13 protein-coding genes and 1 other RNA gene are annotated in these 18,246 nt (G+C 59.0%); 12 read left to right on the top strand and 2 right to left on the bottom strand.

What is annotated here, in order from left to right:
• Window positions 1-50 precede the first annotated feature (50 nt).
• The 7 genes from map to HKD21_RS00280 all read left to right on the top strand — a co-directional run bounded on the left by map (window position 51) and on the right by HKD21_RS00280 (window position 6,575).
• Window positions 51-851, top strand: coding sequence for a type I methionyl aminopeptidase (gene map / locus HKD21_RS00310; protein WP_194253704.1), 801 nt, complete (start codon window positions 51-53; stop codon window positions 849-851).
• Window positions 848-2,647, top strand: coding sequence for a gamma-glutamyltransferase (gene ggt, locus HKD21_RS00305; protein ID WP_194253703.1), 1,800 nt, complete (start codon window positions 848-850; stop codon window positions 2,645-2,647). Before map ends, ggt begins: the two co-directional genes overlap by 4 nt.
• 74 nt (window positions 2,648-2,721) lie before the next feature.
• Window positions 2,722-2,818, top strand: an RNA gene (gene ffs / locus HKD21_RS00300) — signal recognition particle sRNA small type.
• Between the two features lie 89 nt (window positions 2,819-2,907).
• A complete protein-coding gene (locus HKD21_RS00295) occupies window positions 2,908-4,863 on the top strand; it encodes a DNA polymerase III subunit gamma/tau (RefSeq protein WP_194253702.1) in 1,956 nt (651 codons plus the stop codon).
• 11 nt (window positions 4,864-4,874) lie between these two features.
• Window positions 4,875-5,198, top strand: coding sequence for a YbaB/EbfC family nucleoid-associated protein (locus HKD21_RS00290; RefSeq protein WP_194253701.1), 324 nt, complete (start codon window positions 4,875-4,877; stop codon window positions 5,196-5,198).
• A 22-nt stretch (window positions 5,199-5,220) separates the two neighbouring features.
• The gene (gene recR / locus HKD21_RS00285; RefSeq protein WP_194253700.1) at window positions 5,221-5,817 is read left to right on the top strand and encodes a recombination mediator RecR; all 597 of its coding nucleotides are present in this window, start codon (window positions 5,221-5,223) and stop codon (window positions 5,815-5,817) included.
• Window positions 5,818-5,819: 2 nt separating this feature from the next.
• Window positions 5,820-6,575, top strand: coding sequence for an SDR family oxidoreductase (locus tag HKD21_RS00280; RefSeq protein WP_194253699.1), 756 nt, complete (start codon window positions 5,820-5,822; stop codon window positions 6,573-6,575).
• 3 nt (window positions 6,576-6,578) lie between these two features.
• Here the strand turns inward: HKD21_RS00280 and HKD21_RS00275 are convergent, their stop codons facing one another.
• Both HKD21_RS00275 and HKD21_RS00270 read right to left on the bottom strand, forming a co-directional pair.
• On the bottom strand, window positions 6,579-7,154 hold the full coding sequence (locus tag HKD21_RS00275) for a chorismate--pyruvate lyase family protein (RefSeq protein ID WP_228120637.1): 576 nt from the start codon (window positions 7,152-7,154) through the stop codon (window positions 6,579-6,581).
• Window positions 7,126-7,455 carry a TIGR02300 family protein gene (locus HKD21_RS00270; protein WP_194253698.1) on the bottom strand — a complete coding sequence of 110 codons (330 nt, stop codon included), beginning with the start codon at window positions 7,453-7,455 and terminating at the stop codon, window positions 7,126-7,128. Before HKD21_RS00270 ends, HKD21_RS00275 begins: the two co-directional genes overlap by 29 nt.
• 161 nt (window positions 7,456-7,616) lie before the next feature.
• Between HKD21_RS00270 and aroA the strand changes: the two genes are divergently transcribed.
• The 5 genes from aroA to HKD21_RS00245 all read left to right on the top strand — a co-directional run bounded on the left by aroA (window position 7,617) and on the right by HKD21_RS00245 (window position 18,157).
• Window positions 7,617-8,945: a 3-phosphoshikimate 1-carboxyvinyltransferase gene (aroA, locus tag HKD21_RS00265; RefSeq protein WP_194254052.1), complete on the top strand. Its 1,329-nt coding sequence runs from the start codon at window positions 7,617-7,619 to the stop codon at window positions 8,943-8,945.
• Complete coding sequence (gene cmk, locus HKD21_RS00260; RefSeq protein ID WP_194253697.1) at window positions 8,942-9,583, top strand: (d)CMP kinase; 642 nt, start codon at window positions 8,942-8,944, stop codon at window positions 9,581-9,583. The genes aroA and cmk overlap by 4 nt, the downstream gene beginning before the upstream one ends.
• A 255-nt stretch (window positions 9,584-9,838) precedes the next feature.
• Window positions 9,839-11,551 carry a 30S ribosomal protein S1 gene (gene rpsA / locus HKD21_RS00255; RefSeq protein WP_194254051.1) on the top strand — a complete coding sequence of 571 codons (1,713 nt, stop codon included), beginning with the start codon at window positions 9,839-9,841 and terminating at the stop codon, window positions 11,549-11,551.
• A 243-nt stretch (window positions 11,552-11,794) separates the two neighbouring features.
• Window positions 11,795-15,142, top strand: coding sequence for a glycosyltransferase family protein (locus HKD21_RS00250; protein ID WP_194253696.1), 3,348 nt, complete (start codon window positions 11,795-11,797; stop codon window positions 15,140-15,142).
• A 24-nt stretch (window positions 15,143-15,166) separates the two neighbouring features.
• Complete coding sequence (locus tag HKD21_RS00245; RefSeq protein ID WP_194253695.1) at window positions 15,167-18,157, top strand: glycosyltransferase; 2,991 nt, start codon at window positions 15,167-15,169, stop codon at window positions 18,155-18,157.
• Window positions 18,158-18,246: the final 89 nt, after the last annotated feature.

Raw genomic sequence — 18,246 nt, 5'->3', positions numbered from 1 at the left:
AGACGCATTTTGTCCGGGCTTTTTGAAGATTGAAGGATCGGGCAGCAGGTATGGATAACGCACGGGGCATCGTTCTTTACGATCAGGACGATTTCAAACATCTGCATCGCGTCGGCCGTCTGACGGCAGAGGCGCTGGACATGATCACTCCCCATGTGCAGCCAGGCGTGACCACGGAAGAGCTGAACCAGCTTATCCATGATTTCACGCTTGCTCACGGTGCCACTCCGGCTCCGTTGAATTATCGCGGCTATCCGAAATCCTGCTGTATTTCGATCAACCATGTTGTGTGTCATGGTATTCCCGGTCCGAAGAAGCTGTCCAACGGTGACATCGTTAATATCGACGTCACCTCCATTCTGGACGGCTGGTACGGCGACAGTTCACGCATGTATGTCGTTGGCAAGGCGCCAAAGAAGGCCGAAAATCTGGTCGATGTGACCTATGAGGCCCTGATGCGCGGCATCGCACAGGTGCGCCCCGGTAAGACGCTTGGCGATATCGGACATGCCATTCAGGAATATGCGGAAGCCAACCGCTTCTCCATTGTGCGTGATTTCTGCGGTCACGGCATTGGCCGCGACTTTCATGCTGAGCCGAATGTCCTCCATTATGGGCGTCCCGGTGAGGGTGTGAAGCTCGTGGAGGGCATGGTCTTCACGATCGAGCCCATGCTGAATATCGGTCGTCCAGACGTGAAAATTCTTGATGACGGCTGGACAGCCGTGACCCGTGACCGCACCCTGTCTGCCCAGTTCGAGCATCAGGTCGGCGTGACGGCTGATGGTTGCGAAATTTTCACCCTGTCCCCCAAAGGCTACACCAAGCCTCCTTATGGAGAGACCGCATGAGAGCGTTTTCGCTTCTTCTCGCTACGGCCCTGATCAGCGGCACGACGCTCGCGAATGCGGCTCCGCAGGCGCTGAGTTCGGCGCATGATCCGCTAGCCTTCGGGCCGGATCAGGTGAGCGCCGGAGTGCTGACTTCGGGTCGTCATGGCATGGTGGTCTCGGCCCAGCATCTCGCGTCCGATGCCGGTGCGAAAATCCTCGCACAGGGTGGTAATGCCGTCGATGCGGCCGTGGCCGTAGGCTATGCTCTGGCGGTGGTCTATCCCGCAGCGGGAAATATCGGGGGTGGCGGGTTCATGACCCTGCGCCTGAAAACCGGCCAGACGGTTTTTGTCGATTTCCGTGAACATGCACCGGCTGCTGCTACGGCTACGATGTATCAGGACGCTTCAGGCAAAGTCATTCCGAATCTGTCCACCGAAGGTTGGAAAGCCGTTGCCATTCCGGGCACGGTCGCCGGGCTGGATTCCATTCTGCAGAAATGGGGACATCTGCCGCGCGCCCAGGTTATGGCACCAGCGATTGCACTGGCCCGGGATGGCTTCGTTCTGAATCAGGGCGATGCGGATCTTCTGCACACCTCGACGCGCTATTTCCAGCATGATCCCTATGCCCGCGCGTTCTATCTGCGCCCTGATGGTACGCCGCTTCAGACGGGCGACCGTCTGGTGCAGAAGGATCTGGCGTCCTCGCTGGAACTGATCGCGAAAGAGGGGCCGAAGGCGTTCTATGACGGTCCGATCGCGAAAGAGATTGTGCGTGCCAGTACCGAAGGCGGCGGGATTCTTCAGCTTTCCGATTTCCAGAACTATCATATCCGTCATCTTGACCCGATCCGCTGCACGTATCGGGGCTATACGATCGACACGGCTCCGCCGCCGAGCGGTGGTGGCGTTGCGCTTTGCGAAATCCTGAACATTCTCTCCGGCTATGACATGCACGCCCTTGGCCTGCATACGGCGCCTGCCGTACAGCGCGAGGTCGAGGCCATGCGGCATGCCTATTCCGACCGGCGCGATCTGGGCGATCCGGATTTCGTCCACAATCCTGTCGAACATCTGATCGACCCGGCTTACGCCTATCAGATCCGGCAGGGTATTCCGACGGATCACGCCCTGTCGTCCAGCACGCTCAGGGCAGGGGAACCGCTTCCCGCTCCCGTGGCACAGGCTGCCCCTGACACGCAGGAAAAGCACGAGACGACACAGTTTTCTGTGCTCGACCACGAAGGAACGGCCGTTTCGGCAACCTATACGCTCAACGGCTGGTTTGGTGCAGGTGTGATGGGTGGTCATACCGGTATCTGGATGAACGACGAGATGGACGATTTCTCGTCCAAGCCTGGTGCGCCGAACATGTTTGGTATTGTCGGTTCGGAAGCGAATGCGATTGCACCGGGCAAGACGCCGCTGTCTTCAATGTCGCCGACAATCGTATCGCGTGATGGAAAGACTGTCATGGTAATCGGGAGTCCCGGTGGTTCACGTATCCCGACGATCACGCTGTCCGCCATTATTGGTGTGATTGATTACGGTCTGGATATTCGTCAGGCTGTGGATCTGCCGCGAATTCATGAGCAGTGGGAGCCTTCTGCTGTTGAGCTTGAGCCAGGCGCGCTGTCCGATGAGACCATGCAAACCCTCAAAGCTGAAGGTTACGCCCTGTCACCTCATCGGCCCTGGGGTGCGGCTGAAGGTATCCTGGCCGAGCATCCGAGCCTGTCGGCTCCGAAAAACGGCCTGATCTATGGCGCGGCTGACCCGCGGCACATGGGCGGTGCGGCTGTCGGCGAATAAGATGCGAAAATGAGGGTGCTCTCTGATGATTGGGGGTTGTCAGATACCCCTGTCTCCGTGTTAGGAGAGCGCCGGGAGGTCGGCTTTGGACGGATACCTTGCCAACCCGGTCAGGTCCGGAAGGAAGCAGCCGCAGTGAGTTTTATCCGGGTTGAATGTCCGGCCTCCTACCTCACACAGTTACCGGACGCTCTGTTTCGTGCAGCGTCCCGACCGTTTCCTGACGGTCCCATCCTCCGTGTTGAGGGTTCGACATTTCCATGACTGACGAAAACGACGATCTCCCTCTGCCGCCCGATACTGGTGGCGGTTTTTTTGGAGACGCACCAGCGCAGGACATCCCTGCGCCACCACCTGCCGAGGCCACGCCTTATCGCGTTTTGGCCCGCAAGTACCGGCCGCAGACTTTCGATGATCTGATCGGGCAGGATTCGCTCGTCCGCATCCTGCGCCGCGCGTTCGAGCTCAAGCGTGTGGCTCATGCCTTCATGCTGACCGGCGTGCGGGGTGTCGGCAAGACGACGACTGCCCGCATCATCGCGCGTGCCCTGAACTGCATCGGTCCGGACGGCAATGGTGGCCCGACCGCCGATCCCTGCGGTGTCTGCGCCAACTGCACAGCCATTCTGGCGGACCGTCATCCTGACGTGCTGGAAATGGATGCTGCGTCCCGCACGGGCGTGGATGATGTGCGCGAAATCATCGAAGCCACGCGCTTTCGTCCGATGCAGGCCCGCATGAAGGTCTTCATCATCGATGAAGTCCACATGCTGTCGCGCAATGCCTTCAATGCGCTGCTCAAGACGCTTGAAGAGCCGCCGCCGCAGGTCACGTTCATTTTCGCCACGACCGAACTGCGCAAGGTTCCGGTCACGGTCCTGTCCCGCTGTCAGCGTTTCGATCTGCGCCGTGTTCCGCAGTCTCTTCTGGCCGGGCATTTCCACAACATCGCGTTGAAGGAAGGGGCGACCCTTTCGGAAGACGCGCTGGCCCTGATCGCCCGCGCGGCGGACGGCTCCGTGCGTGACGGGCTTTCGCTGCTAGATCAGGCCATCGCGCAGGGGGCCAGCGATGCGGACGCCGTGGCCGATATGCTGGGTCTGGCGGATCGTGGTCTGGTGTTCGATCTGCTGGACGCGCTCATGGCGGGCAAGCCTGCCGATGCGCTGGACCTGACCGATCAGGCCTATGCCCGCGGCGCTGATCTGGGCGTGCTGCTGGCGGATCTGCTGGATCTGTTGCATCTGATTTCGCGTCTCAAGGCCATTCCGTCTCTGCGGGAAGGCCGGGATCTGCCGGAAGCCGAACGCACACGCGGCGGTGCTCTGGCCGATCGTCTGTCCAATGCTGTTCTGGGTCGCGCATGGCAGATCCTCCTGAAGGGTGTGCAGGAAATCGAGACGGCTCCGGATCGTCGTCAGGCGGCGGAGATGGTGCTGATCCGTCTGTGTCATGCCAGCCTGCTGCCCACACCGGACCGGCTGATTCGTCAGTTGACGGAAGGGGGCCAGGATCTGTCCCTTCCGGTATCGCCTCACCTGCAAACGGGTGGGGCGCCTTCGGCTCCGCAATCGGGTGCGGTGAGCGGTATCGCTTCGACCAATGTCAGCGAAGGCTCAGGCGGCCCCGCACCTCGGGCGCATGTCCGACTGGTCGCGAATGGTGGAACGATTCTCGAGCCCGGCATCGGCTATGCCGAAGCGGTCCCGGACCCTGAACCCGAACCTGAACTTCCGCCAGCGCCCCGGACATGGCGCGAGATGGTGGCGATGGTGGCGCGGGAGCGGGAGCCCGTTCTGCACGGTATGCTCCGCAATGCCGTCCATCTCGTGCGTTTTTCCCCGCCTGATGTGCAGATCCGCGCTGAAGAGCCGCAAGCCCGTCTTGAACGCCAGCTCCAGAAACTGCTCGACCGTGTCTATCCCGGTCAGTGGCGGATCAGCGCCTCAAGCGCTCCGGGCGATCCGACGCTGGACGAGCAGGGTGCCGAGGTCGTGGCGATCAATCAGGCCTCGGTGGAGGAACATCCGCTGGTACAGGCCATCCTGAAAGCTTTTCCCGGTGCGAAAATCGGGGAAGTTCAGGATCACTCTCTTGATGAATACGGTCTGCCGCCCGAAATCACCGTGCCGTTGACCGATGATGAGCCGCCTGATCTGGAATTCGCGCCTCTGGATGCCGATTTCCTTGATGAAGACGACCTGAACCTGAACTGAAGGACATACCGATGAAGAACCTTGCCGGACTGATGAAGCAGGCCAGCCAGATGCAGGCCAAGATGGAAGCCGCCCAGAGCAACCTGGCGTCTCTTGTGGTCGAGGGTTCCGCGGGCGCCGGGCTGGTGAAGATCACGCTGACGGGAAAGGGCGAAATGCGCGATCTGAAAATTGATCCACAGCTTGCTGATCCGACGGATATCGAAACGCTTCAGGACCTGATCGTTGCCGCCTATACGGACGCCAAGACCAAGGCCGAAGCTGCAAGCTCCGAAGCCATGCGCGATGTGACGGGTGGTCTCGATCTTCCGGCAGGTCTGAAGCTGCCGTTCTGATCCGGACAGGGATATTACGCCCATGATGGGCCACGGTGATATCGATCAACTGATTACCATGCTCGCGCGTCTGCCGGGGCTGGGGCCACGCTCGGCCCGTCGGGCCGCGCTGGCGCTTCTGCGGCAGCCGGAAAGCCGGATGCTGCCGCTCGCCCATCTGATGGAGCGTGCGGCTACGAGCGTGAAGACCTGCGTTTTGTGCGGCAATCTTGATACGGTTGATCCGTGCCATATCTGCACGGATACGGCACGCGATCAGGGGCTGATCTGTGTGGTCGAGACCGTGGGCGATCTCTGGGCGCTGGAGCGTGCGGGTGTGCATCGCGGGGTCTATCAGGTTCTGGGCGGGACCCTGTCCGCATTGGCCGGGCTGGGGCCGGACGATCTGAATGTCCGTCCGTTGTTCGAGCGGATTGAAGAGGGTGGGGTGAGGGAAGTCATTCTTGCCCTGAGCGCCACTGTTGAGGGGGCGACCACCGCCCATTGGCTTCAGGAGCGTCTGCTCCCCACAGGCGTGAGTGTCACGCGTGTGGGGCATGGTGTGCCCATGGGCGGTGCGCTGGATGTGCTGGATGATGGCACCCTTGCTGCGGCGCTTACGGCCCGGCGGTCTCTCTGAGTATGATACCGTTTCAGATTTCTGCGCGTGTTCCCCGTGTCGCTCTTGTGACGGGCAGTGCCCGGCGTATTGGTGCCGCGTTGGTGGAAATGCTAGCCGGGCAGGGGTTTGCGGTCGCTATCCATTGTCGCGACAGTTCCCATGAGGCCGAAGAATTGCTGGAGCGGATTGGTGGTAAAGGCTGCGTTCTAAAGGCGGATCTACATCGTGAAGACGAGGTTGAGGGGCTGTTGCCTAGCGCGCAGTCGGCTCTTGGTCCTGTTGGAGTCCTCATCAACAACGCCTCCGCTTTTATCCGGGACGAGATGGGCAGTGTTACCCGCGAAAGCTGGGATCTGCACCTCGAAACCAATCTTCGTGCGCCGTTCGTGCTGTCTCAGGCTATGGCGCAGGCGCTTCCAGAAGGCGCCGAGGGCCTGATCCTGAACATGTTGGATCAGCGTGTGTGGAACCTGACGCCGCATTTCGTCAGCTATACTCTTTCCCGTACGGGATTATGGACCCTGACGCAGACCATGGCGCTGGCGCTCGCACCCCGGGTCCGGGTGAACGCCATCGGGCCCGGCCCAGTCCTTCCTGTTGTGCGGCAGACGCAGGAACATTTTGACAGTATGTGCGCCCGAACGCCGCTGCAACATGGCTCGTCCCCGGAAGAAATCGCTCAGGCCGCACTTGCGCTGTTTGCGCTTCCTTCTGTGACCGGGCAGATGCTGGCGCTTGATGGCGGACAGCATCTGAACTGGTTCCCGGCGTCCTGACGTTCAGGGGCCGAGGGCTGCGGGAAGATAATCTTCCACCACGAGGGAAATCGGTGCGTCATCGGTACCCCGACGAAGAAGTGCCCGGTTTTCCAGAATGATGCCTGAGGCTTCCCCCGGGAAACGTGTTTCAAGTCTCTCGCGCCGGAATGCTGTCTGCTGCACAACGCGTCCGAACGGTGTGTCGGTCTGTTCCAGCAGTGTGTTCATGGCTGGGGAAAGCCGTTCCGGCACATACCAGTTCCAGGCATCCGAGAGTACGGTCTCACCACAGAGCAGCCGGACATGTCGCGTGTTGACCTGATGGGTTTCCGTAACCTGTAGCAGTGTCAGGATGTCTTCCGTCACGGGCCGGTCCACGCTCAGGCGCAGCACGCGGATCGGCGACGGGCAGCGGGCCTGAAGCACCGCTGTTGCGCTGGGATGGCTGTCGAGCCGGGCCCTGAATGCGCGAACGGCTGCGCTATCCGGGGCGAAGACGCCTTCCGGATCAGAGCAGCCGTTCATCAGTGCCGCCAGAAGAGCAGCACAGAGGAGCTTTGCAACAACTTTAGTTGTCGTCGCGGTCGTCCTTGTCATTCGGAACTTCGATGTCGTTGCTGAGATCGTCGTCGTCATCGTCCAGATCGTCGTCCGGGGCGATCACATCGTCCTCATCTTCGTCATCGGCGACTTCCAGATCCACGTCGTCCTCATGCTCATTGGCCTGGGGTTTCGGATCTTTCTCTTCCGGCAGCGGAATTTCGCTACGCTTGAGACGGGAATCGTCCGGCTGGGTCGTGCCGCATTTCGGGCACACCGCGGGGACGCGGTTCAGGTCATAGAAGCGGGCGTTGCATTCAACGCATGTCCGTTTCAGACCGAGTTCGGGTTTTGCCATTGTGCGGGAACCTGCTGATGCCTCGAATAAGGAACGCGGCCATGCCAGCTTGTGCGCGTCCTGTCAAATCCCATCGCATGATTCCTGACAGTTTTCAGGCGCATGACTGCACCTTCAAGATGCGATTGACAGGTATGGGGCACCCCAGCAAGAACATCTTCATGCAAGTCTCGCGCCCCCTGACCGTCTCCGCGTCCCTTAAGGGACTTTCCGGCCGCACCCGTGTTCCGGGTGACAAATCCATCAGCCATCGTTCGCTGATGCTCGCCGCCCTCGCCACCGGCCGCACCCGTGTCACCGGCCTGCTCGAAGGTGAGGATGTGCTGCGGACGGCTGACGCCATGCGCGCGCTCGGTGCGGCCATCACGCGTGAGGGCGCGGACTGGATCATTGATGGCCGGGGCGTGGGGGCCCTGACGGAACCGGCAGATGTTCTGGACATGGGCAATTCCGGCACGGCGGCCCGCCTGTTGTCCGGGATTCTGTCGTCCCATGCGTTCAACAGTGTCATGACCGGCGATGCCTCGCTGCGGTCTCGTCCCATGCGCCGCGTAACTGCGCCTCTGGCGGCCAATGGCGCGGAGTTTCTGACACGTGAAGGCGGTCGCCTGCCGATGGCCGTTCGCGGGACAGGAGAGGCGAAACCGATCGAATACCGCCTTCCGGTTGCATCTGCGCAGGTCAAGTCCGCCATTCTGCTGGCGGGTCTGAACGCGCATGGCACCACAGTTGTGGAAGAGCCCGTCGCGACGCGCGATCATACGGAAAACATGCTTCGGCATTTCGGGGTTGAGGTGGATGTTTCTCGTCTTGAGGCGGGGGGGCGTCGAATCGCCCTGACGGGGCCGGTCGTTATGACTGCACGGGATGTGACTGTTCCGGGAGATCCGTCTTCGGCAGCTTTCCCGATTGTCGCGGCTCTGCTGGTGCCGGGTTCGGATATCTGGATCGAAGGCGTGGGTCTCAACCCGCTGCGGACAGGGCTGTTCACGACGCTGATCGAGATGGGGGCGTCCCTCTCCATCGAGAACGAGCGTGTGGAGGGTGGAGAGCCGGTTGGCGATCTGCATATCCGTCACAGCCAGCTTAAAGGTGTGGACGTTCCGCCCGAGCGTGCGCCATCCATGATCGACGAATACCCGGTTCTTGCCGTGGCCTGCGCTTTCGCGGAAGGGGCATCCCGTTTGCGGGGGCTGGAAGAGTTGCGCGTAAAGGAAAGCGACCGTCTGGCTTCCACCGTCGCCCTGCTGAACGTGAACGGTGCCGAGACCGAAGTGATCGGCGACGATCTCATTGTGAAGGGCCATCACGGCCTTCTCGGCGGTGGTACGGTCCAGACCCATATGGATCATCGCTTGGCCATGAGCGCCGTTGTGCTTGGCCTTGCCGCACAGAAGCCTGTGAACGTGGACGATACGGCGTTCATCGAAACCAGCTTCCCGGGTTTCGTGGACCTGATGAACGCTCTTGGCGCAGGGCTGACGGCGTGACGGCTCGTCCGCTGGTCATCGCTGTTGACGGTCCTGCGGCTGCGGGCAAAGGCACGCTCGCCAAGGCTCTGGCCGCAAAACTGGGCCTGCCATATCTGGACACCGGTCTGTTGTATCGTGCCGTCGCACGCCGGATGGTGAATGCCGGGCTGGACCCGGCGGGGGACGCATCGGTTGAAGCGCAGGCTCTGCAACAGCAGGATCTGGCCCGGAGTGATCTGCGTGTTCCTGAGATCGATCGTGGGGCGTCTCTCGTGGCGGCACAGCCTGCCGTTCGCGCTGCCTTGCTGGACCGCCAGCGCGTTTTCGCGTCCGAAACCGGAGCGGTCGTGGACGGACGCGATATCGGAACTGTCGTTTTCCCGGATGCGGACGTGAAATTCTTCATCACCGCGTCTCCGCGCACCCGCGCACTGCGTCGGCACCGGCAGGTTGCGGGCGAGACTCCGTTGGAAGGCTCCGCACTCGACGCGGCCGTGTCCGAGATTGTGGCGCGGGACGCGCGCGATTCATCGCGGGAGACGGCGCCGCTGGTTCAGGCTGCGGATGCTGTCCTGATCGAGACGGACGGGCTTTCTGCTGCCGAGGTTCTTGATAAGGCTGGCGAAATCGTGGCCCTGCATCACACGCGCCGCTGAACTGACGCGACGGTAGCCGGAAAACGGCTTTTTTTATTGACACCGCGCCCTCGCAGGGTGTTGGTGCACCGTATCGCTCACCCCGAAGGGGAGGGGGATGGTCTGTCCCGCGTCTGGCGGGCAGGTCCAACAGCCAATTAACCCGATCTGACCGTTCATCGGCGGCGGGGAGACGTCCGGTCCGTTGCTGGATCTGGCGCAGACGTGGACATCCGTTCCGCTAATGGAACGGGCGTCCGGGAATATCGTATCTACATGGCTTCAGCCACTCAGACCCACACGACAGAGCGCGCTCAAGAAGATTTCGCAGCTCTCCTCGACGAGACCCTGGGCCGCGACACGGGCTTTGACGGCTCCGTCGTCACCGGTCGCGTTGTCCGCCTGACCGACGAATTCGCCATCGTTGATGTCGGCCTCAAGAGCGAAGGCCGCGTTTCCCTTAAGGAATTCGGTCCGACCGGCGTAGCTCCGGACGTAAAGCCGGGCGACGTTGTCGAACTTTATGTCGAGCGTTACGAAGACCGTGACGGCTCCATCGTCCTGTCGCGCGAGAAGGCTCGTCGCGAAGAGGCATGGACCGCTCTGGAGCGTGCATTCGGCAACAACCAGCGCGTCAACGGCACGATCTACGGTCGCGTCAAGGGCGGCTTCACGGTTGACCTCGGTGGCGCCATGGCGTTCCTTCCGGGCAGCCAGGTCGACATCCGCCCGGTTCGTGACGTCGGACCCCTGATGGGCCAGCCGCAGCCGTTCCAGATCCTGAAGATGGACCGCGCCCGTGGCAACATCGTTGTCTCGCGTCGTGCCGTTCTCGAAGAGACCCGTGCGGAACAGCGCTCCGAGCTGATCCAGGGCCTGAAGGAAGGCATGATTCTCGACGGCGTCGTCAAGAACATCACCGATTACGGTGCGTTCGTTGACCTCGGCGGCGTTGATGGCCTCCTGCATGTCACGGACATCGCCTGGAAGCGTATCAACCACCCGTCCGAAGCTCTGCAGATCGGTCAGCCGGTTCGCGTGCAGGTCATCCGCTTCAACTCCGATACGCAGCGTATCTCCCTGGGCATGAAGCAGCTTGAAGCTGATCCGTGGGAAAACGTCGCCATCAAGTATCCGGCTGGAGCACGCTTCACGGGCCGCGTCACGAACATCACCGATTACGGTGCATTCGTGGAGCTGGAGCCGGGCGTCGAAGGTCTGGTGCACGTTTCCGAAATGTCCTGGACGAAGAAGAACGTCCATCCGGGCAAGATCGTCGCCACTTCGCAGGAAGTCGACGTCATGGTTCTGGATGTGGACAGCTCCAAGCGCCGCATCTCCCTCGGTCTCAAGCAGGTTCAGCGCAACCCGTGGGAGCAGTTCGAGGAAGAGCACAAGGTCGGTTCGATCATCGAAGGCGAGATCCGCAACATCACCGAATTCGGTCTGTTCGTTGGTCTTTCCGCAGACATCGACGGCATGGTTCACATGTCCGATCTTTCCTGGGACGAAGCCGGCGAAGCCGCTATGGCGCACTACGAGAAGGGCCAGATCGTCAAGGCCAAGGTTCTCGATGTGGACCCAGAGAAAGAGCGTATCTCCCTGGGCATCAAGCAGCTTCAGGAAGATCCGGCAGCTGACACCCTGTCCCGCGTTCAGAAGGGTGCTGTCGTGACCTGCGTCGTGACCGCTGTTCAGAGCAACGGGATCGAAGTGAAGGTCGATGACGTCCTGCAGGGCTTCATCCGTCGCGCTGAACTGGCCCGTGACAAGGCCGAGCAGCGTCCGGAGCGTTTCGCAGTCGGTGAGAAGGTTGACGCCAAGGTCGTCTCCGTTGACCGTGCGTCGCGCAAGCTGGCCCTGACGATCCGTGGTCGTGAGGTCGAGGAAGACAAGGCTGCCATCAACGAGTACGGGTCTTCTGACTCCGGCGCGTCCCTGGGTGATATCCTGGGTGCTGCCATCCGTCGTCGTAACACGGACGCCTGAGCCTCTGCTCTGGCGAACCGGAGAGGGTTTCCTCTTTCGGTCGGATAAGAAAGGGTCGCTTCGGCGGCCCTTTTTTTATTAAAAATTCATTCTTTTCTGGTGGGCTTTTTCTTGGCCGTGCCATCCGCTACACAAGAAGGTGCGTCGAGACAAAAATGTCGTAAACGGAGAGCATGCCCTGCTAAAATCCGGGCGACTGGCCAATATTGAATATGGGGGTGGGCGTTAGCGCCCAGGAGATTGATGGCGGTCATTTACAACACGAATTACACCCACAATCCCAATTCCTATTTGACATTGGCCGTACAGCGGGCGGCAGAGGTGCTCTTCGGCAAAGATCAGGTTGTCGTTGCTGACAATATGAGTTTGGCAGGGATCGCTGCTTCTGGTGAGCATGATGTTCTGATCTGCCTTGATGCCCAACGTATCAATCTTCCGCTCATCCGCCGGGTTCGTCCGGCTTTCAAGACCATGATCCTCTGGACGTTCGAAGACCCTTTTATGCGGGACTTCAATGTCGAGAATGCCGAGCTTTTTGACTTCGTCTTCACGAATGATCCGTCCTGCGCAGACCACTATCATGGCAAGGGTCATTACCTTCCTCTGGCTGCCAGTCCGTCGATCCATGAACGCAGCGTTCTTTCCGCTGACGAACTGGAATACGATATTTTCTTCGCAGGAACGATGTGGCCCAATCGTGTCCACACATTGCGCAAGGTTATTGCAGCGTTCCCCGATGCCCGGCTCAAGCTGGTCTGTCCCACCAACGAGTTTCTGCCGCCTTTGCCGAGCGATCTGGCGTCCCTTGCCATCCAGCGCCCCATCAGTCATGAAGCTTTCATTGATTTTGCGAATGTCAGCGCTGTTACCCTGACCATGTTCCGTGACTATGCAAGTCACGGCGAAGTCAGTCAGGCTACGGCGCCTGGTCCGCGTTTCTTTGAGCTCGCCCTCGCCGGTGCGGCACAGGTCGTGGAAGCCCCGGAGAGCATGGACGCGGCGCATTTTGAAACGGTGAACGGCATCTCGCTGGCCAGAGACGCCAATCAGGTTGTGGATGCGATTGCTATATTGCTTCAGCAGGCAGAGGCGCGTCGTGATGCTGCAATGGCTGCCCAGCAGTCAGTTCTGTCGCAGCATCTGTACGAACATCGTCTTGAGAAGATCCGGAGCATTACCGGTGCTGACTTTGGACGCCGCACCCATGCGATTGCTCCTATGCCGCGGCGCAGGCGCCTTCGTGTGCTGATGTGCACACATTCCACTATTCACGAGCAGGCTTGGGGTGGTGTTGAGGTTTATCAGCAGGGGCTTTGTACGCTTCTGGCGCGTGATGTAGAGTATTTCTATTGGCTGCGTCGTGGAAATTTTTGCCGCCTGACGACGGCCAATGGTCATGAACTGGAGCGTTTTGATGTTCCAGAAGTAGGCTGGCAGGACGCGCTTTGTGATGCGCCGGAAGAAATGGCGTTTTCCAGCGTACTCAGCCAGTACAATATTGATCTCGTCCATTTCCAGCATCTGGGCCACCATGCCCTCTCGTTGCCAATCATTGCCAAGGCAAACGGGACGGGCGTGATTTTCTCTGCCCATGATTTCTGGCTGCTGTCCGCACGCTACAATCTGCTCAATCATGAATTGCGGTATGTGGAAGATGAGGTCCGTTCAGTTCTTGCTGCCGATATCGTGCTCAAGGCGTCGGAGAATGTGGATCATGGTGGAGAACAGACCCGTCGTGCTTTCGTGGCAAAGATGTTGCACTCAGTCGATGCCATCCTGTTCGGGACGGTTCATTCACGGGATCTGACGCACGAGATTTATCCGGTTCTCGATAGCAAGCGTAGTCTGGTGATGGGTATTCCCAGCCCTGACAATACGGTTCCGGTTCTGAGAAAAGCGTATCAGCCTCTTGGGGAGCGCCCGCTTGGGGTGGCCATCGTAGGAAATTTCCTGCGGACCAAGGGTGCAGATACGATTTTAAGTCTGATTGAGATTGCTCATCCGGACCACTTCGTTTTCCATATTTTCGGATATCTGAGCCCGGAATATGAAGCTGTTCTGACGTCGGTGCCTCGTGCAAATGTTAAGGTTTACGGCCGTTATGAAATGGGGGACATCGAGGCGCTGAAGGTTGCGGATGTTGCTTTGAACCTTTCCATCTGGCCCGAAACATATTGCATTTCCCTGTCCGAAGCCTGGCAGAACGGCCTTATCCCCATTGTGACGGATGTTGGCGCTCTGCACGATCGTGTTGAAGATGGCGTCAACGGCTTCAAAGTTCCCATCAGTCGCCCAAGCATGGTTCTTGAACGTCTGGAGTTACTGCGCTCTTCCGAGCCTCTGCGTCGCCAGATCATGCAGAATATTACTCCTGCGCTTTGGACGCATGCGCGTGACTACGCCGACGAACTGCTGGCGCTTTATCATGACACGGCTCCTCGACGCGAAATGGGCGTATCGGAACTGCGTCTGGATGTCGGGCAGGTTCATTTGCTGCCTCACGCCACCTGGCGGCATCAGGCTCCGCCGCGTCACATTTTCGATCCACCGACTGTTCGTGATCTGTCTGTAGAATTGCCGGTCATGATTTTGGACTGGTTTTCGGTGCAGGGTGCTGAATGCTACATTGACGACATCTGCCATCATGTCTTCTCCAATCTGGATGAGCAGTCTTTTCAGGGCGCACCTGAGTTTCATATCCGGGGGTGGATGATCCTTCCTGGCGTGAGCTCTGCCGGGCAGATGTTCACGGTTCTCGTGGGTGAAGATCCCGACAGCCCAATGATCTTTCTGGAATGTCAGCGCGAAATCAGAAGCGATATTGCGGAGCTCTTCGTCGATGCACCTCGCCGTTCCGGTTTTTCCGGGAAGGTGGCCCTGCGTGGGAAATGGTGTGAGGGGCGTTTCCGGGTTGGCCTGATCAATGTGATCAATGGTCAGGGAGCGTTCCAGTTAACCCCGATCCAGATTGAGGTTGAAGGGGGCCAGATTCAGAGCATCGTCCGCAGCGCACCGTCCAACGATCTTATCCTGTCTGATTTCCGTCGCGTCTCTCATAGTGATGGTCTGATGCGGGGAGTAAAGCTGTCCGGTGTCGGCAAACACCAGATGCATCCGTACACAGGCGGCGTTCTGGATTACTTTGTTGACCAGTTCAGTGGGCTGATTGGCGATCTCCCGATTGATTCTGACCCGGCAAGCCCTCTTATGGTTCAGGGCTGGGTGTTTTTCCGTAATTTGTCCCGTGCAGGGCAGGTCTATGGCGGATTGGTTTCGGAAAGCCGGGAAGAGATCACATTCTTTGCGACGGAACGTGTGGCTCGTGCCGATGTCGGCAAGATTCACCGTGACGCGCCTCTTTTCGTTGGGTTCAGAGGGGCGTTCATGCCGCGCGAAGGCTATGCGCTCCCGCTTGACGGTGTCTATCGCTTCATTCTTGTGAATGTCGTTGGGGATGTTTACGGATCAAGAATGACGAATATTGCCGTCACTTTTGACAACGGGGCAGTCTTGGCGGTCGAACATGTCGAAGTACATTCGCATGATGTCGAACGGGCTGAACGTCTTCTCGCAGAAAAAATCGTTTCCTGATCTGCGAGCGGGAGGCTTGTCGCCATGGCCGAGAGTATTTCAGTTCCGTTATCAGATCTGCGGGATCCCAGATGGTCCCGCTTTGATACGCAATGGTATCTGTTGCGCTATCCTGAGGTTCGGGACTGGATGCGGGAGGAAGGGCAGGAAGATCCGTATGTATTCTATCAGCAGACCGGTCAGCGTTACGGGCATTCTCCCAATCGGTATTTTGACGAGATATGGTATCGCGATGCGTACAAGGATGTGCGTCAGGGCCTGATTCGGGAAGAATGGGCTTCGGGTTTTGAGCATTATATCGCGACGGGTTACAAAACCCATTCGCCGCACTGGTTATTTGATGAGCCCGGTTATCGCCGTCGTTATCCGGAACTGACGCAACGTTTCATGACTGAAAACGGATTTCGCAACGGTTACGACCATTTCCTTGAAATTGGTGAAAGCCATTATTATCGGGGCCATCATTTTTTCGACGATGAGCTTTGCCGAGATCTCGCGCTGACATTTCCAGATCATTTCGACAGTCGTATCGGCTTGTTCGGGTCCTGGCTTGGTCTGCCTGCTCATGTTGCCGATTCTGGCCGCGTTTCCTGGTATTTTGATCCAGTCTGGTACCTGACGCGATATCCCGAAGTCCGTCAGGATATCGCTGCCGGGCATTATTCGAGCGCCCTGCATCATTACCTGACGAACGAAACGCCACGACTTTTCGATCCCCAGGAATTTTTTTCAGAACAGGTGTACGGGACGGCCCACCCCGACATTGTTCCTTCCCTGGAGCATGGATTTTTTCGCAACGGTTACGATCATTTCGTCCGTTATGGTGCGCAGGAAGGTCGTACTCCGCAGACCGATGTAGATCTTGCAGCTCATATGTCGCAGGCGCAAGTCCGCAATGATGTGCGTAATCGCCTGTATGACAGCGCCTTTGCTCATCTTGTGGCAGGGCGGACGGGGCTTGGCGAAGGGCGGATGGCGGCGCTTGCGGCCGTCCCCAAAATTCCGGAGGAGCAATCCCGCATTCTGTTCGAGCGGGAAGCCGAGGCTATTCTGCCATCGCTGGTGCGGCATCCGCTGGATTTCACGGTTCATGGTGTGCCCGAAGTCAGCGTGCTGATGGTGGTATATGACCGGGTTGCCCTGACGGCGCAGGCACTGGCGTCGTTGCGTGCCAATTATGGCGGGGGCATCCAGCTTATTCTTGTGGACTCCGGGTCTCATGATCAGACGCGCCATATTGGCCGGATGGTGCGTGGTGCCACGATCCTCCGGTATCGGCATAACATCGGATATCTTCAGGGCTGCAATCTTGCGCTGGAAAAAGCGGAAGCGCCGCTTACCCTGTATCTGAACAACGATGTTCGTCTGTATCCTGACGCCATTCTCCATGCTCTGAAGCGTCTGCATGCGGAAACGGATATTGGGGCTGTCGGCGCCAAGTTGATCCGCACGAACATGCTCCTTCAGGAAGCAGGGTCCATCATCTGGCGGGACGGTGCGACTTACGGCTATCTGCGTGAAGACGATCCGAACCTGACGAGTGCCAATTTCGTCCGGGATGTTGATTACTGCTCAGCCGCTTTCCTGATGGTGCGGACGGCGCTGCTGCGTCGTCTTGGGGGATATGATCCGCGTTACATGCCAGCCTATTTCGAGGATGCCGACCTGTGTGTGCGTATTCTCAAGGCCGGGATGCGGATCGTCTATGATCCGAGCGTGGTCATCGAACATCTGGAATTCGGAAGTTCCGGTGCGGCTGGCTCTCACGCTCTGATCCGGGGTAACCTCAAAACCTTCGCGCGTCTGCAACAGGATTTTCTGCGGCATCAGCAGCCAGCCCATATCCGCAATGCCGTGCTTGGCCGCGAACATCGCATTAGCCAGCGCAAGAAAATCCTTTTTATTGAGGACCGTTTGCCCCTGCGTCGTCTGGGATCGGGCTATGTTCGCTCCAATGACATCATCCGCGGTATGACGGCTCTGGGCTATCAGGTTACGGTTTTTCCTGTTCTGGCGCGGGATCAGACATCCATTGATCTGTTCGGAGATTTTCCTGAAACGGTAGAACTGATCGTTGACCGGAATTTCTCCAGCTTTGCCGACTTCATTCAGGAGCGGGTCGGATATTACGATCTGGTCTGGATTGGCCGTACGCATAATCTGGAACGCCTCCTGCCGCTGCTCAATGAGTCGAGCCGCTACCTGCCTGCTGCAGGACCGATTCTCGATACGGAAGTGATCGCAACGCCCCGGACGTTGGAACGGATACGGGTTCTGGAGCTTCCGGCGCCGCAAATCAGTTTTGACGAGATGCTCCAGCAGGAACTGGACTGTGCCCGATTCTGCCAGAAGGTCATCACGGTCACGGATCATGATGCTGAACTGGCGCGTCGTGCAGGCTGTGTGAATGTCTCGGTACTCGGGCATGAGCTGAACCCCCAGCCGACGCCTGCCCCCTTCGAGAGCCGCCACAATATTCTTTTCTTCGGTGCGATCCATGATGAGGGCGCCCCTAACCATGACAGTCTTGTCTGGTTCGTGGACAGTGTTCTGCCCTTGCTGGACAATGTTCTGCCGCCGGAGGTCCATTTTACGATCGCGGGGTTTGTCGGGCCGGATGTGGACATGACGGTCTTTTCGACGAACAGGCGGGTCGAGATCGTGGGGCCTGTCGGGGACACGAGAGAGCTGTTCGACCGGCACAGGGTTTTTGTTGCGCCGACGCGCTTTGCGGGTGGAATTCCCTTCAAGGTCCACGAAGCGGCGTCGTATGGTCTGCCGCAGGTCGTGACGACACTGCTTCAGGAGCAGGTCGGCTGGGTTGAGGGTGTCGAAATTCTGGCGGCCCCGGCGAACGATCCGCAGGCTTTCGCGGCGGCTGTAGAGCAGCTTTATCGAGACGAAGAACTGTGGGAGACTCTCCGCAACGGCGCCCTCGCGGCGGTTGAGCGGGACTGTTCTCCGGTCGATTTCCGACAGACATTGTCAGAGATTGTTCAGAGCTGCATGGCATGACGGACCGGATACGACCGGTTTTAAAAGTTTGGGGAGAGCGGGAAGGTTATGGACGCAGTGAATGACGCGGTCGTGGATATCGAAAACGC

This window comes from Gluconobacter cerevisiae (assembly GCF_015244675.1).
Taxonomy (GTDB): Bacteria; Pseudomonadota; Alphaproteobacteria; order Acetobacterales; family Acetobacteraceae; genus Gluconobacter; species Gluconobacter cerevisiae.
The sequence above is the reverse complement of the archived record's forward strand: the minus strand, read 5'-3'. Positions and strand labels throughout refer to the sequence as shown.